Origin of the sequence: Caballeronia zhejiangensis (assembly GCF_022879815.1) — a bacterium.
Taxonomy (GTDB): Bacteria; Pseudomonadota; Gammaproteobacteria; order Burkholderiales; family Burkholderiaceae; genus Caballeronia; species Caballeronia zhejiangensis.
Map to the genome: position 1 here is coordinate 1250116 of NZ_CP084284.1, position 14970 is coordinate 1265085.

At 63.0% G+C, this 14970-nt stretch carries 14 protein-coding genes; 8 read left to right on the forward strand and 6 right to left on the reverse strand.

Annotation, left to right across the window (positions count from 1 at the left end; translation table 11 throughout):
- Nucleotides 1–5: 5 nt before the first annotated feature.
- From LDZ23_RS20315 to LDZ23_RS20340, 6 genes are all read right to left on the reverse strand, one after another.
- The gene (locus LDZ23_RS20315) at nt 6–938 is read right to left on the reverse strand and encodes a quinoprotein relay system zinc metallohydrolase 2 (protein ID WP_034473493.1); all 933 of its coding nucleotides are present in this window, start codon (nt 936–938) and stop codon (nt 6–8) included.
- Nucleotides 935–1909: a LysR family transcriptional regulator gene (locus LDZ23_RS20320; protein WP_033536897.1), complete on the reverse strand. Its 975-nt coding sequence runs from the start codon at nt 1907–1909 to the stop codon at nt 935–937. Before LDZ23_RS20320 ends, LDZ23_RS20315 begins: the two co-directional genes overlap by 4 nt.
- Before the next feature lie 684 nt (nt 1910–2593).
- Nucleotides 2594–3343, reverse strand: a complete 750-nt coding sequence (locus tag LDZ23_RS20325) for a hypothetical protein (protein WP_008354364.1) — start codon at nt 3341–3343, stop codon at nt 2594–2596.
- Nucleotides 3340–4251: a substrate-binding domain-containing protein gene (locus LDZ23_RS20330; protein ID WP_008354362.1), complete on the reverse strand. Its 912-nt coding sequence runs from the start codon at nt 4249–4251 to the stop codon at nt 3340–3342. Before LDZ23_RS20330 ends, LDZ23_RS20325 begins: the two co-directional genes overlap by 4 nt.
- A gap of 62 nt (nt 4252–4313) precedes the next feature.
- Complete coding sequence (locus LDZ23_RS20335) at nt 4314–4736, reverse strand: c-type cytochrome (protein WP_008354361.1); 423 nt, start codon at nt 4734–4736, stop codon at nt 4314–4316.
- Nucleotides 4737–4848: 112 nt separating this feature from the next.
- Nucleotides 4849–6660, reverse strand: a complete 1812-nt coding sequence (locus tag LDZ23_RS20340; protein ID WP_008354360.1) for a methanol/ethanol family PQQ-dependent dehydrogenase — start codon at nt 6658–6660, stop codon at nt 4849–4851.
- Between the two features lie 345 nt (nt 6661–7005).
- On the opposite strand from LDZ23_RS20340, the gene LDZ23_RS20345 reads away from it, so the two are divergent.
- The 8 genes from LDZ23_RS20345 to fae all read left to right on the forward strand — a co-directional run bounded on the left by LDZ23_RS20345 (nt 7006) and on the right by fae (nt 14958).
- On the forward strand, nt 7006–7386 hold the full coding sequence (locus LDZ23_RS20345; protein WP_008354359.1) for a 4a-hydroxytetrahydrobiopterin dehydratase: 381 nt from the start codon (nt 7006–7008) through the stop codon (nt 7384–7386).
- A 921-nt stretch (nt 7387–8307) separates the two neighbouring features.
- Nucleotides 8308–9360, forward strand: a complete 1053-nt coding sequence (locus LDZ23_RS20350) for a beta-ribofuranosylaminobenzene 5'-phosphate synthase family protein (RefSeq protein ID WP_008354358.1) — start codon at nt 8308–8310, stop codon at nt 9358–9360.
- 49 nt (nt 9361–9409) lie between these two features.
- Entirely contained in the window at nt 9410–10339 is a 930-nt protein-coding gene (locus LDZ23_RS20355) for an NAD(P)-dependent methylenetetrahydromethanopterin dehydrogenase (protein ID WP_008354357.1), read from the forward strand.
- Complete coding sequence (locus tag LDZ23_RS20360; RefSeq protein WP_244808165.1) at nt 10336–11511, forward strand: ATP-grasp domain-containing protein; 1176 nt, start codon at nt 10336–10338, stop codon at nt 11509–11511. Before LDZ23_RS20355 ends, LDZ23_RS20360 begins: the two co-directional genes overlap by 4 nt.
- Nucleotides 11508–12506 (forward strand): methenyltetrahydromethanopterin cyclohydrolase, encoded by a 999-nt coding sequence (mch, locus tag LDZ23_RS20365; protein WP_008354354.1) that lies wholly within the window; start codon nt 11508–11510, stop codon nt 12504–12506. The genes LDZ23_RS20360 and mch overlap by 4 nt, the downstream gene beginning before the upstream one ends.
- A complete protein-coding gene (locus LDZ23_RS20370; protein ID WP_008354353.1) occupies nt 12503–13432 on the forward strand; it encodes an ATP-grasp domain-containing protein in 930 nt (309 codons plus the stop codon). The genes mch and LDZ23_RS20370 overlap by 4 nt, the downstream gene beginning before the upstream one ends.
- Entirely contained in the window at nt 13419–14276 is an 858-nt protein-coding gene (locus LDZ23_RS20375) for a triphosphoribosyl-dephospho-CoA synthase (protein WP_033536662.1), read from the forward strand. The genes LDZ23_RS20370 and LDZ23_RS20375 overlap by 14 nt, the downstream gene beginning before the upstream one ends.
- Before the next feature lie 172 nt (nt 14277–14448).
- Entirely contained in the window at nt 14449–14958 is a 510-nt protein-coding gene (fae, locus tag LDZ23_RS20380) for a formaldehyde-activating enzyme (protein ID WP_008354351.1), read from the forward strand.
- Nucleotides 14959–14970 lie beyond the last annotated feature (12 nt).

Sequence of the window (14970 nt, forward strand, 5' to 3'; positions counted from 1 at the left end):
CTGCACTACTGCTCCCATTCGAGCTCCGCATAAGCGGCCGTCACATTGCGACGGTGATACATGTCGAAGAGAAGCCACTTGTCTTTCTCGCCGAGACCGATGCTATCGACTGCCTGCCCGATCGTTTCGCCCTTCCTGATCGCAGCACGCACATCGCGCGCCAGATCGGCGAGATAGCGTTCCTCGGCGTCGAGCGATTGCGTCCAAGGCGGATCGAGCGGACCGTGCCCCGGCACGACATGACGCGGATTCATCTGTCGAATGCGCGCAATGTCGTCGAGCCAGCCGATAACGCTGCCATCGATCACAGGAATGCAGTGCACAAAGAGCAGATCACCCGTCCACAACGTGCCGCTCTTCTCATCGTATACCGTCAAGTCGTTGTTGGTATGCGCGGTTTTCCATGTGCGCAGCGTGAGCGTGCGTCCACCGATATCGAGCGTGCCCGTTCCGTCGATCGTCTTCGTCGGCGCAACGATTTCGCTGCCCGCTGCCGCGCTACCCAACTCGCGATTGAGCGCGCGCATGTAGTTGTCCGCGCGCGAGGCTTCGGCTTGCGCGAGCGTCACGCTGCCGACGAATTGCGGATGATCGTCCTTGAAAGCCGCATTCCCGAAGATGTGATCCGGATGCATGTGCGTGTTGATGACATAGCAGACCGGCAGCGGCGTGACAGCGCGTATCGCGGCGCGCAACGCGCGGCCTTCCGCGAGCGTGCCGCCTGTGTCGATCACCGCGACGCAGCGTGTTCCGACGATGAAGCCCACATTCGCTATATCGCCGCCGTTCTCGTGCGTCGCGACATCGTCGTGACCGCGATGCGCGTAGTTACCGGGCGCGATCTGCGTGACCTGCAGCGCGGTCTGCGCACGCGCGATAGTTGCACACGCAATTAGTACGAGGAACGTGATGCGACGGCAGGCCGATGCGACGTTCATCGGACGTCGCTTGCTTCGGCGAGCCGCCTGGGTCTGCGCAGGCCGAACTGCGCGTATTCGCGCTCCAGAAACGGTTCGGCGTGTTCGAGGAGGAAGCGGCGAAAAGCGAGGCAAGTCGGCGAAAGTTGTTTCGAGCGTGAATGCACGAGTTGCCACGTGCGTTCGACGGGCGTGCCGTTCACGTCGAGCACGGCGATTTCGCCGGTGCGCAGTTCGAGCGAGAGCGTGTGCAGCGAGATGAGACTCACGCCCATGCCCGCCATGACGGCCTGCTTGATGGTTTCGTTGCTGCCGAGCGTGACGCTATGCGCGGGCACGAAGAGGTTCTGCCGAAAGACATGCTCGGCGACGGCGCGCGTGCCCGAGCCGGGTTCGCGTAGCAGGAACGTATCGTTCGCAAGTTCCTGAAGGTCGAATTGTTTTGCATGACGCAGCGGATGCGACAGCGGCGCGACGATCACATGCGGATGATAGGCGAGTGGCTCGGCGGTCGTACCGAGTTCGGGCGGCGGGCGGCCCATGATGGCTAGATCGGTTGCATTGTCCTGCAAGAGACGCAAGAGCGTTTCTCGGTTGCCGACGGAGAAGCGCACATCGACCTTGGGATATTGCTGCCGGTAGAGCGCGAGAAGCTTGGGGGCGAAGTACGTCGCCGAACTGACGATGCTCACCGCTATCGCGCCGCTATCGGCTTGTGTGAGCGACATCATGGCGTCTTCGGCGTCTTTGATTTCGCCGAGTATGCGGCTCGCGTGATGTGAGAGCCTTTCGCCGGCTTCGGTCAGCGATAAGCGTCGCGCGACTCGCTCGAATAGCGGTAAGCCGATCGCTTCTTCGAGTTGCCGGATTTGCATCGATACCGCTGGTTGGGTGAGGTGCAGTTCCTCCGCTGCGCGGGCGAAGCTTGGACAGCGGCTTGCTATCACGAAGATTTGCAGCTGACGCAGGGTTAGGGAGCGGATGAAATTCACGGGGCGTTTTGGGCGGGTTTGGTTCGCTGCGGCTTCTTTGGAATCCTGTGATCGTGTCGGTCTATTGGCACTGCCCCTGTGCGGGGCGGCACCTACTTTCTTTGCTGCTGCAAAGAAAGTAGGCAAAGAAAGCAGCTACTGATACGCCCGCGGTCACACGCAATTTGGGTAGTCCTCTCGTCCATCGTGGGCTGCCTAAAGAGTGCCCTCATAGGCCCCATCGGGCTTGGCTCGCGCACGGTCTGTGTCATCGCACCACACGCCAAACTGGTTCAGCACCAAATAGCTCCGGCCCGCTTCGCGGCCGACCGGTCAATCGGGTCCGCGCGTGCTTCTCTACTAACGTCTCCATCTCACTGCAATCGCCGCCCTTTGGTTTCCCTTGCATACCCAACGGCAGCGCGTAGCGCTGTGCCGAAGCTCTTTCGTGCTGAACCAGTGTCCTCAGCGCTTTCGGGCGGCAGACCGTGCGCGATCCGAGTCCGATGGGGCCTATGAGGGCACTCTTTAGGCGAGTGCCATCTGCAACGAGAGAACTACCCAAATTGCGTGTGACCGCGGGCCGTGACGAGCTGCTTTCTTTGCTTACTTTCTTTGCAGCAGCAAAGAAAGTGAGTGCCGCCCCGCACAGGGGCAACGCTAATAGACCGCCGCGAAACCGGGATCCGGCGAAAAAGAAAAAAATCACCGACTAGCCCGAGGCGCATTCGAGGGCTTCCCCGGCGCGCCCATATTCCTGAACGTCCCTTGAAAAGCAATCGTCTCCTTCTGCAGCGGATGCGCAAAATCGTTCCCATCACCGGGCACTTCGGTGCGAATCATGAGCAATCGCCCGGGCACGTCATCGGCCATGACGAACGTATAGCGCTTGGCGAGGTACTTGGTGAACCGCTCGGCATTGGGATCGTTCAAATAAGGCTGAATGACGATCTGCTGCGCCTTCGCATGCTTGCCAAGCCCGAGCGCTTCGCTCGACACCGGCGTGATAGCAGGCCCCGCCGCAAGCGCCATCCTCACGCGCTGCTGGAAATAGCGCCGCTGACCGCCCGTCAGTTGCTCCATCTCCGCGATGTCATGCTCCAGAAAATAGATGATCACCGGATTGCAAGGCAAGCCGCCCGGCACGTTGACATTCCCCGTCCGATCGGAAACCTTCGCGTCGTTCTTGCTGTTGCCCTGACTCACGACGAGCACGCGCAACGTGTCATTGACCTTCGACGGCGGCCCGGAATAATCCACCGCGTAATCGAGCTCGGTCTGCGCCTCGACACCGGTCATATGCGGCTGCATGAAGAGCAACTGCTCAGCGGGCTTGATATCGACGGACGTCGGCGCCGAAGCCACGGGCGCGTCCGCACACATCGCGACGCGCGGCATCGCACTGCCCAGCGCGATAACCCACGCGCAAAGAGAAGCCGCGTATATCCGCTTCATTGCGCGCTTTCCGGCTGCAACGGCAACAATGGAACCTGATAGCTCGTCAGAATCTGATCGATCTTCGGCTGGTTCGATGCAATCCAGTTATCGACCTTGTCCCGCCACGCCTTTTCGCCATAACGCACGCCCATCGAAATCTCATAGTCGAAGCGAATCGGCTGACCGGCCGGGAACGGCACGAGACGCACCTTGTTATCGGAACGATTCGCGAAATAGCCCGCGATCGGCCCCCATACGAAAGCCGCATCGACGTCGCCCTTCGCCAGATCGCGTTCGATCATCTCGCCGGGAAACGCCTCGGGATCGCCGCTTTGCCCCTGATACGACACAGCCTGAGCGATCAGATCATGGCGAAGCAGCCAGTCCACGGCGGGGCTCTTCACGAAGACGCCGAGCTTCATTTTCTTCAACTGATCCGGCGGCAGATTCATCAGATCCGATGGAGTCTTGATGCTCGCGTATTCGGGCTTGTTCGGAAACACCATCGCGTAAGTAGAATGCAGATACGGACGCGTCGTCGCGGTCAATTCATAACCCTTCGGCACGCCGATGATCAGATCGCATTTGAAGCGCTCCGTCTGCGGCACTTTCTCGCGCAGCGTGTTGCGCACGAATCCCATGCGTTGCGGCCAATACGTATATTCGAGCTTGTAGCCGAAATCGCTCGCCATCTGACTCGCGATCTTGTTCTCGTAACCCTCGCCCTTCTTGTTGGAGAGCGGCATGTTGTTCGGATCGGCGCACACGCGCAGGATACCGTCCGCGCCATCGTTGTTCGGTAGATCGGGCGGCGGAGCGAGCGCACCTTGCGCGAACGCCTGTTGCGCCGAGAACGTCGCGAATGCCGCGCATAACGTGGCTACGAATCGGAACGAAGCGGCGCGGCTTGCATTACGATCAGACATCGACACCTCCGGGTATGAGAGCAATCATCAGACGTCAGCCGCCAATCGGCCATGCAACGTCTTCATTTTGCATCGATTGCCTGCAGATCGCCCGGGTTGATCTTGCCGTCGGAGCGCCCCTTCAGGTACGCATAGAGGTTCTCCCAGTTCTTCTGCATCATCTGGCTCGCGCTGAAGTCGGGCATACCCTTGTCCACGCGACCGCCGAATACGGTTCGATGAAACTCATTCTTGTCGAGCGTCTTGAAAGCGTCGATCAGCGACGGGCCGACCATCCCTTCCTGCTTCGCCCCGTGACAGCGTTCGCACGCGAGCGCCCGCCAGGTCTTCCAGCCCTGCAGCGTGTCGCTGTCTACCTTGTTGCCATCGACGACCTTATACGCGACCGGCTTGATTTGCGCAGGCATCGCAGGCGGCGTCTGTGCAAAGGAAGCGGACGAAGCAGCGAGCGTCATCGTCAGCAGCAAGAGTGATCGGCCTTTCATACGTCTGACTCCTTGAACATGTCTTGTATATGAGGTGCTTCGTGTTGCTGCGGCGCGGCGGCCGTTGCAGCCGCCGCGCATCGCACATCGACTGATTCACATCGAAGAAACATCAACCGCCCGGAATCGCGAACACGAAGAGCGTGCCGCCGAGAGCCGTGTACTTCGCGAGCTCCTTGTAGCCGCCGACCGCGCCCAGGCCTTCCGTCGACTTCTCGAGACCCGCCGCCATGCCGATGCCGGCCCAGCCGCCGATGCCCGAGTACACGCCGATATACTGCTTGCCCTGGTACTGGTACGTGAACACGTTGCCGATGACGCCCGATGGCGTCTTGAACTTCCACAGCTCCTTGCCGTCCTTAATGCGCACTGCCTTGATGTAGCCTTCGAGCGTGCCGTAGAACACGACGCCGCCTGCGGTCGCGAGCGCGCCGGACCACACCGAGAACTTCTCCGGCTTGGACCACACGATCTTGCCCTTCGAGGCATCCCACGCGATGAAGTTACCCATCGCGCCTTTCTCGTTCGGGCCCGGATACATCGAGAGCGTCGCGCCGACGAACGGCTGACCCGACACGTAATCGACCTGGAACGGCTCGTAGTCCATGCAGACGTGATTCGTCGGCACGAGGAAGAGCTTGGAGCCAGGATCGAATGCGGCCGGCTGCTGATCCTTCGAGCCGAGCGCTGCGGGGCAGATGTTCTTCACGTTGTGATCGGGACCGGCCTTCTGCGTCGAGTAGCTCGCATTGCGAATCGGCAGGCCGCTCTTCAGATCGACGCTATCGGCCCAGTTCACCGCCGGGTCGTACTTCTGCGCGACGAGCAGTTCGCCCGTCTGGCGATTCAGCGTATAGCCGAAGCCATTGCGGTCGAAGTGAACGATCGCCGGCACGGTCTTGCCGCCGATGTTCAGGTCCGAGAGGATCATCTCGTTGACGCCGTCATAGTCCCACTCGTCGTGAGGCGTCATCTGATAGACCCACTTCGCCTGGCCCGTGTTGAGATCGCGCGCGAAGATCGTCATCGACCACTTGTTGTCGCCCGGACGCTGCGTCGGGTTCCATGTGCCCGGATTGCCCGAGCCGTAGTAGATGAGATTCAGCTTCGGATCCCATGCGTACCAGCCCCATGTCGTGCCGCCGCCGTACTTCCACTGGTCGCCCTGCCAGCTCTTGAGCGACGAGTCGGCACCGACCGGCGTCATCTTGCCGTCGGTCCAGGTCATGGTCGCCTGCGGGTCCATCAGCATTTCGTTGTCGGGACCGGTGCTGTAGGCCTTCCAGACTTCCTTGCCGTCCTTGATGTTGTACGCGACGATACGGCCGCGCACGCCGAACTCACCACCCGAGATGCCGGTCAGGACTTTGTCGCCGAAAACGTGCGGCGCGTTGGTGTTGGTTTCGCCTTTCTTCGGATCGCCGTTGGTCGCGGTCCATACGACGTCGCCGGTTTTTGCGTCGAGCGCGACGAGCTTGGTGTCGGCTTGCTGGAGGAAGATCTTGCCGTCGCCATATGCAAGGCCACGGTTGACCGTATCGCAGCACATCACCGATATGACCTGATTGTCCTGCTTGGGCTGGTATTGCCAGATGAAGGTCTGATCCTTCAGGTTGATGGCGATAACCTTGTTGGGGAAGGGCGAGTGGATATACATCGTGTCGCCGATGACGAGCGGCGAGCCTTCATGACCGCGCAGCACACCAGTCGACATGGTCCAGGCAACCTGTAGCTTGCCGACGTTGTTTTCGTTGATTTGCTTGAGCGTGCTATAGCGGTGATTCGAGTAATCGCCCGCTTGCGCCGCCCAGTTCGAGGGATTCTTGATCAGGCTGTCGAGCTGCGAGTCGGCCTGAGCGACATAAGAATTCAGGCCTGCCGTCGCTGCCACCGCCAGTCCAAGAACCAGGGTGCGTAAGTTCATGTCTCCTCCAGAATGGTGATGCCTCCGACCCAGGGATGACCACGCTACCGGGTTGCATCGTGCGCGCCTTCAAATGCAGGTAACGAGTTGCGCTTCGTCCAGTACATAGCCGGACGTTTGCGTAGAGAGGCCAATTGCATATTCCATGCCGGTTTAACTTCTGTTGCTTTAAATCGGGAATTCGACGGGTGATGCTGTCGTTAGTGGACGAATTTCTGTCGGGTGGCGACACATACTGTGTCAAATACGCGAACAGTCATGCGGCGCGTGTGACATGACGCGATGCAGCATGTTTTGTTTGGCGCATACTTGGTCTTGCGTCGATAACTTTGCGGAGGCTTCGCCATGGCTCAAGCCGAGAAGGTCTATTCCGATGAGGAGATCAAGCAGCGTCTGACCGGTGTGCTCAAGCACTGGTATGTCGAGGATGGGTGGCTCAGGCGCAAGTTCAAGACCGAAAGCTGGAAGGGGACGCTCATGGTCGTGAATACGGTGGGGCATCTTGCCGAAGCGGCCTGGCATCATCCGGATCTCACGGTTTCTTATGCGTTCGTCATCGTCAAGCTCAAGACGCATTCCGCTAAAGGCATCACGGATAAGGACTTTGCTCTTGCTTCGAAGATCGAAGAGGTCATTCAGTGGCAGCCCGGGAAGGAGGATGGGCCGCTCGAGGGCACTCCCTCGGATGATCAGCGCTTCCGCTATATCAAGTATGACGAGGGTTGAGGTTTTGTTTTTGTTTTTGTTTTTGCTTTCGGTTCCGCTTTTGATTTCGCTTTCGCTTTCGCCGGATCCCGTATTCGTGTCGGTCTATTAGCACTGCCCCTGTGCGGGGCGGCACTCACTTTCTTTGCTGCTGCAAAGAAAGTAAGCAAAGAAAGCAGCTTCCGATACGCCCGCGGTCACACGCAATTTGGGTAGTCCTCTCGTCCATCGTGGGCTGCCTAAAGAGTGCCCTCATAGGCCCCATCGGGCTTGGCTCGCGCACGGTCTGTCACATCGCACCACACAACAAACTGGTTCAGCACCAAATAGCTCCAGCCCGCTTCGCGGCCGACCGGTCTATCCGGTCGGCGCGTGCTTCGCTACTAACATCTTTATCGCACTGCGCGCGCAAACCGATGGTTTCCCTTGCAGACCCAGCGGCAGCGCGTAGCGCTGTGCCGATGCTATTTCGTGCTGAACCAGCGCCCTCGAAGTTATTGGGCGGCGGACCGTGCGCGAGCCAAGCCCCGTTATTGTGATGAGGGCACTCTTTAGGCGAGTGCCACCGGGGACGAGAGTACTACCCAAATTGCGTGTGACCGCGGGCCTGAAAAGCTGCTTTCTTTGCCTACTTTCTTTGCAGCAGCAAAGAAAGTAGGTGCCGCCCCGCACAGGGGCAACGCTAATAGACCGACGCGAAACCGGGATCCGGCGACTACAGCAAAGAAAGTGAGTGCCGCCCCGCACAGGGGCAATGCTAATAGACCGACACGAATACGGGATCCGGCGACTACAGCAAGGAAAGCGAGTGCCGCCCCGCACAGGGGCAACGCTAATAGACCGACAGACCACGGAATCCGGCGAAACAAAAAAACTGGTACAGGATTTGCCTAACCCCAAAGCCCCAAAAAAATCCCGCCAAGAAAAAGGAAGCCCATCCCGATGCCGACTCAACCAGCACGCATCTCGCCGCCCACGGCGATCACAGTCGAATCGCCTGCGCGCCTGCATCTTGGCTTCATCGATCCGAATGGCTCGCTGGGCCGCGTCTTCGGCAGCGTGGGTCTTGCGATCGACGCGCACGGCACGCGCATAACGGCGAGGCAAGCACCAGCATCCAGACGCGATGCGCACATCGAAGGCGCAACCACCGAAGCACAACGCGAACGCATCGAACACCACGTCGAGCAACTGGAAGCAGCACTGGGCAAAGGCCCAACGATCGACATCGAGGTACACGAAACCCCGCGCGCCCACACGGGCTTAGGCTCCGGCACGCAGCTGGCCTTGGCCCTGGGAACCGCCTACGCCCGCGTACGAGGCCACGAAGCCACCACCGCCGATATCGCCACAATCCTCGCGCGAGGCGCGCGCTCCGGCATCGGCATACATGGCTTCGATCACGGCGGCCTGATCGTCGACGGCGGCCGCGACGCGCGCAATACCCGCCACACCTCCACGACGAAACTGCCGCCGCTCATCGCCCGCCAGCCATTCCCGGACGCATGGCGCGTCCTGCTCATCGACGACACCTCGCGCGAAGGCCTCCACGGCGACGAAGAGAAACGCGGCCTCGCATCGCTCGCACCCTTCCCCGCATCGCTCGCCGCGCACCTTTCGCATCTCGTGCTGATGCGCGTCCTGCCCGCCGTCGCGGAACACGATTTCGACACCTACGCCGACGCCATCTGCGACCTGCAACACACCATCGGCGAATACTTCGCGCCCGTTCAAGGCGGCGTGTTCGCGAGCCCCGCCGTCGCGCGCGCGCTCGAAGCCGTCGCCGCGGAGCAGAAAGCGGGCATCGGACAGACATCGTGGGGGCCGGTTGGCTTCGCGTTCGTCGCGAGCGCGCAGGACGCCGAACGCGCGCTCGCCGCCGCGCAGCGCGTCTCGCAAGGCGCACCGCTCGCGTTCACGATCGCCGCCGGACGCAATCGCGGCGCGACGTGGCGTGCGGCGGGTCATCGTCATCACGGCGCGGACGCGGCCTGAGCACGGAACGCACATCGAACCATCCACCACGCCCAACGAGTCCATCGCCATGCCCGAAGCCACCGAAAGACCCTACGTCCTGCACATGTTCACCAGCACGCCGCAAATGAGTCCGTTCGATGTGAACATGGCCGCCGACGCGGGCTATCAGATCCTCGTGCCCTACTGCAATGTCGATGAAGACATCGTCGTGCAGCTCACGCAGGACGCGATCTTCTCGCGCGGGCCAAAAGGCGTGTCGCGCACGGGCATCTTCATCGGCGGACGCGACGTGATGCTCGCCGCCGACATGCTCGAAAAAGCCCGCAACGCGATGGTCCCGCCGTTCGAAGTCTCCGTCTTCGCCGATCCGAGCGGCGCGTACACGACCGCCGCCGCGCTCGTCGCGCTCGCGGAAAAGCATCTGCGCGCCGCGCATTCCGTCGATCTCGGCGGCAAGCGCGTGCTCATTCTCGGCGGCACCGGCGCGGTCGGACGCGTGGCCGCGGCGATGGCCGCATCGCTCGGCGCGGATGTCGTCGTCGCGAGCCATTCGAGCCAGTCGCGCGCGACGCAAGTGAGCGACGAAATCAATCGCCGCTTCGATATCGCGACTTCGGGCGTCGCGACCGGCTCGCCCGATCAGTTGCATCGCGAACTCGCGCGCGCCGAAGTCGTGTTCGCGACGGCGGTCGCGGGCGTACAGGTGATGACATCCGCCGATCTCGCCCACGCAAAAAACCTGCTGATCGCCGCCGATGTGAACGCCGTGCCGCCCGAAGGCATCGCCGGCGTCAACGTGATGGACGACGGCAAGCCGCTCGCGGGCGCCGCGCGCGCGGACGCGGTCGGCATCGGCGCGCTCGCGATCGGCAACGTCAAATATCAGGCGGAGCATCGGCTGTTTTTGCGCATGCGCACCGGCGGCAAGCCCGTTTATCTCGGCTTTCCCGAAGCATTCGACGAAGCCCGCGCGATCGTCGCGGGACAAAGCTCATGATCGCAGGCGAGCTATCCCGCGCACCGCGCATCGCCGTCGCGGGTTTGTCGGCGCGGCTTCTGGCGCAATCGGCGGCGCGCGCGGGACTGAACGTCGTCGCGCTCGATATCTTCGGCGATCGCGACACGCGCGAGCACGCGGGCATGTGGTTCGATATTGGCGGCAAGGGTCTGTCGATCGATCGCGCGCGTCTCTTCGATGCGCTCGAACACGCCGCGCGCCTGCCGCGCATGCTCGGTCTCATCGTGACGAGCGGACTGGAGCCGCTCGCGGGCGAACTGAGCCGCGCGCCGCACATGCCGCGCTTCGTCGGCAACGGCGCGCAGGCGGCGGCGGTGCGCGATCCGCGCCGCTTCTTCGCGCTGCTCGACGAAGCGCACATCGCGCATCCGGAAGTGCGCTACACGCCGCCCGCCGATCGCAGCGGCTGGCTCGTCAAACGTTCGGACGGCTGCGGCGGCACGCATATCGAATGGGCCGATGATGTCGGGCGCGCGCCCGCCGGCGCGTATTTTCAGCGGCTCGCGCCGGGCCGTTCGATGTCCGCGCTTTTCGTCGCCGCGCATCGCGAGGCGGCGGTCATCGGCTTCGCGGAGCAACTGACGGTCGCGGCGGGACGTCTGCCCTTCGTGCACGCGGGCTCGCTCGGGCCGGTGCGATTGTCCGCGCGCATCGCGGCGCGCATCGTCGAAGCGATCGATCGAATCGTCTGGCAAACGGATCTGACGGGGCTGAACAGCATCGACTTTCTGCTCGACGGCGACACGTTCAGCGTGCTCGAAATCAACACGCGCCCGTCATCGACGATGGCGCTCTATGAAGCCGCCTGGCCCGACGCCTGGCCGCGCGGTTTGATCGGCGCGCATCTGGATGCGTGTCTGCACGGCGAGCTGCCGCACGCGCCGGATACCGCCGCTCGCACCCCGCCGCTCCATGCGGGGCAGCGCGTCGTGTTCGCGCACGAAGGCTTCACGGCGTCGCCCGCGTTCAGCGACGCATGTTTCGACGATCCAGCGTGTCACGACGTGCCGCTCGTCGGCGCGCGCATCGAAGCGGGCCAGCCGGTCTGCACGATGACCGCGTCCGCGCCCGCGTTCTCCGATCTGCGCGACGCGCTGGATCGCGAGCATGCGCGCCTTTTGCAACGCATCGAACTCTTATCGAGACCATGACTTCAACTTTCCAGGCGGATTCGGCGGTGAGCGTCAACGCATCGAGCGAGCGGCTCGTCGCGCGTCTCATCGACGATGCCGCGCGTCTTCACGTCGACGTCACGCGCACCGATGGCGGCACCGTCATCGTCGATGCGGGCGTGGACGCCAAAGGCAGCGCCGACGCGGGCATCCTGATCGCGCGCATCTGCATGGGCGGGCTCGGGCGGGTCGCGCGGCGCAGCGCGTTCGATGACGCACCGCTTTGGCCGAGCTTCATCGAAGTGCATACGAGCAACCCGGTGCTCGCGTGCCTCGCGAGTCAGTACGCGGGTTGGAGCCTTTCCGCGACCAAGGAGCAAACGGGCGGCAAGAAATTTTTCTCGCTCGGCTCGGGGCCGGCGCGCGCGCTCGCGTGCAAGGAACCGCTCTTCGACGAACTGGGCTATCGCGACCGTCACGATCGCGGTGCGCTCGTGATGGAAGTGGACCGGCTGCCGCCGCAAGTTGTCATCGACAAAGTGCTCAACGATTGCGGCCTCGCGCCGGACAAGCTCGTCATCGCCGTGACGCCGACACAGTCTGTTGCGGGCACGGTGCAGGTCGTCGCGCGTGTCGTGGAAGTCGCGCTGCACAAGACGCATGTGCTGGGCGTCGATCTCGCGGAGATCGTCGAAGGCAGCGGCAGCGCGCCGCTTCCGCCGCCCGCGCCCGACGGCATCCAGGCGATGGGCCGCACCAACGACGCGATCCTCTACGGCGGCCGCGTGCATCTGACGGTCAAAAGCGACGCGGTCGCGAAGCGGCTCGCCGCCGAATTGCCGTCGTCGAATGCGCGCGATTACGGGCGTCCGTTCGCGGAGATCTTCACGTCGTTCAACTACGACTTCTATCAGATCGATCCGGCGCTCTTCGCGCCCGCCGAAGCGTGGGTGTCGAGTCTCGAAAGCGGCGCGACGTATCACGGCGGCAAGGTCGACAAGCCTTTGCTCGACGCGCAATGGAGCGCGTCATGAGCTTGCGCGTCGCCATCATGACCGATGAGACAGGCTGGCACACCGGCCGCCTGAAGAAAGCATTCCGCGCGCGCGATGTCGAAGCGCGTTGCGTCGATCTCGCGGATTGCCGCATCGACACGACATGGAAACCGCACGGTCTCGCGATTCCCGGCTTCGGCCACACGCTGCCCGACGCGGTGTTCGTGCGCGGCATCGCGGGCGGCACGTTCGAGCAGGTGACGTTGCGGCTCGGCATCCTGCATGCGCTGCGCGAGAGCGGCGTGCCCGTCTATAACGATGCGCGCGCGATCGAGCGCAGCGTCGACAAGTCGATGACGAGCTTTCTGCTCAACCGATACGGCGTGCCGACGCCCGCGACGTGGGCAAGCGAATCGCCGTCGCATGCGCAGCGCGTGCTGATGCGCGAGGCGGCGGCGGGCCGGCAAGTCGTGATGAAGCCGCTTTTCGGTTCGCAGGGCAAAGGGCTGAAGAAGCCCGGCGTGACGCTGCCGTCGCTGGAACCCTTCAGTCAGGTCGCGTATCTGCAGCGTTATGTCGATGCGGGTGCGCCTGGCTTCGACTGGCGCGTGCTCGTTATCGGCGGCAAGGCGGTCGCGGCGATGAAGCGCGTCGGCGGCGAAGACTGGATCCACAACTTCGCGCGCGGCGCGATATGCGAGCCTGCCGAAATCACGCCCGCGCTCGCAGACATCTCCGTGCGCGCGACACAGGCGCTCGGTCTCGACTACGCGGGCGTCGATCTGATTCCGGCGGAAGGCGGACGGCCGGTCGTGCTCGAAGTGAACGGCGTCGCGGCGTGGCGCGGTTTGCAATCGGTGACGCCGCGCGATATCGCGGCGCTGCTCGTCGACGATTTTCTCGATCGCAAGCTGGCCGCATCGAAAGGCCCGCTTGCGCTCGCCAGCGGCGATGAGCGCGTCTGACGCCGCGCGCACCGCGTTTCTGCGCGCGTGCCGGCTCGATGTCGAGACCAGGAAGCCCGGCAACGTGAGCGTCGCGAGCGCGGGGCACAACATGACATCGGCGCAATTCATCGCGAGCGCGGGCACGGCGGCGGCGGGACTCTTCACGCCGCGCGCACGCGTGGGCGCGCGCATTCTCGACGCCGTGCGGCGGACTTTCGACGCGGTCGGCTGCAACACGAATCTGGGCATCGTGCTGCTCGCCGCGCCTTTGTGCGCCGCGCTCGAACGTTTCGATGGCGACGCTCCGATCGATGCATCGCGCTGGCGCGCGGCGACCGAGCGCGTGCTCGCGGAACTGGACGTCGACGATGCGCGCCTCGCGTATCGCGCGATCGCGCTGGCGAATCCGGGCGGCCTCGGCGACGCGCCCGAGCAGCCCGTGCATGCGCCGCCGACCGTGACCTTGCGCGCGGCGATGTCGCTCGCGGCGGATCGCGACAGCATTGCGCGTCAGTATGAGAACGGTTTCGCCGATATCTTCGGCGCGGGCCTCGATGCGGTGGGCGCCGTGTCGTCGGCGACGGAGCATCGCGCGATGCTGGAAGCGTTCCTGACGTTTCTTTCCGGCTGGCCCGATTCGCACATTGTGCGCAAGCAGGGCGCGGCGATGGCGCAAAGTGTCACGCGCGATGCGGCGATGCATCGCGCGAACTGGCACGCGACGGGTTGTCCCGCGGAGTCGCCCGCGCTCGATCGATGGGATGCCGAACTGAAGGCGCGCGGCATCAATCCCGGCACGAGCGCGGACCTCGCGGTGGCGGCGCTTTTCGTCGCGTTGACGACGTCATCGGCGAATGCATGAAGTCTGCCCGCGCGGACCGGAAATTGGCACGGAACATGTTAGGAAGTTCGCGGTTGAGCGGTCGCATCGGCAATCCGGTGGGACCGCGAGCCTTGCGCGGCTAAAGAGGTGCCCGTCGCGAGTCGAGAGCAAGTCGCTAGTCCCTAGAACCACACATCACTGGAGGAACAGCATGGCCAAGATCAACCGCGTCCTGGTAGGAGAGTCGCTCGTCGGCGATGGCAACGAGGTGGCACACATCGACTTGATCATCGGACCGCGAGGTTCCGCTGCCGAGACCGCGTTCTGCAACGCGCTCACGAACAACAAGGACGGCTTCACGTCGCTGCTCGCCGTGGTTGCGCCGAATCTGCTGACCAAGCCGAACACGATTCTCTTCAACAAGGTGACGATCAAGGGCGCGAAGCAGGCCGTGCAGATGTTCGGCCCGGCGCAGCGCGCGGTGGCGATGGCTGTCGCCGACAGCGTGGAAGGCGGCGTCATTCCCGCCGACGAAGCCGACGACCTGTTCATTTGCGTCGGCGTGTTCATTCACTGGGAAGCGGACAACGACCAGAAGATTCACGACTTCAACTATCAGGCGACGAAGGAAGCGATTGCGCGCGCGGTGGCGGGCGAGCCATCGGCCCAAGATGTAGTATCGAAGAAGGGAACGATGTCGCATCCGTTCTCGCCGAGCTGATTTGTTGTTTGG

Coding starts and splice junctions, on each gene's coding strand:
- mch (WP_008354354.1), top strand. CDS start 11,508: ATGACTTCAACTTTCCAGGCGGATTCGGCGGTGAGCGTCAACGCATCG.
- LDZ23_RS20375 (WP_033536662.1), top strand. CDS start 13,419: ATGAGCGCGTCTGACGCCGCGCGCACCGCGTTTCTGCGCGCGTGCCGG.
- fae (WP_008354351.1), top strand. CDS start 14,449: ATGGCCAAGATCAACCGCGTCCTGGTAGGAGAGTCGCTCGTCGGCGAT.
- LDZ23_RS20330 (WP_008354362.1), bottom strand. CDS start 4,251: ATGTCTGATCGTAATGCAAGCCGCGCCGCTTCGTTCCGATTCGTAGCC.
- LDZ23_RS20315 (WP_034473493.1), bottom strand. CDS start 938: ATGAACGTCGCATCGGCCTGCCGTCGCATCACGTTCCTCGTACTAATT.
- LDZ23_RS20360 (WP_244808165.1), top strand. CDS start 10,336: ATGATCGCAGGCGAGCTATCCCGCGCACCGCGCATCGCCGTCGCGGGT.
- LDZ23_RS20345 (WP_008354359.1), top strand. CDS start 7,006: ATGGCTCAAGCCGAGAAGGTCTATTCCGATGAGGAGATCAAGCAGCGT.
- LDZ23_RS20370 (WP_008354353.1), top strand. CDS start 12,503: ATGAGCTTGCGCGTCGCCATCATGACCGATGAGACAGGCTGGCACACC.
- LDZ23_RS20350 (WP_008354358.1), top strand. CDS start 8,308: ATGCCGACTCAACCAGCACGCATCTCGCCGCCCACGGCGATCACAGTC.
- LDZ23_RS20325 (WP_008354364.1), bottom strand. CDS start 3,343: ATGAAGCGGATATACGCGGCTTCTCTTTGCGCGTGGGTTATCGCGCTG.
- LDZ23_RS20340 (WP_008354360.1), bottom strand. CDS start 6,660: ATGAACTTACGCACCCTGGTTCTTGGACTGGCGGTGGCAGCGACGGCA.
- LDZ23_RS20335 (WP_008354361.1), bottom strand. CDS start 4,736: ATGAAAGGCCGATCACTCTTGCTGCTGACGATGACGCTCGCTGCTTCG.
- LDZ23_RS20355 (WP_008354357.1), top strand. CDS start 9,410: ATGCCCGAAGCCACCGAAAGACCCTACGTCCTGCACATGTTCACCAGC.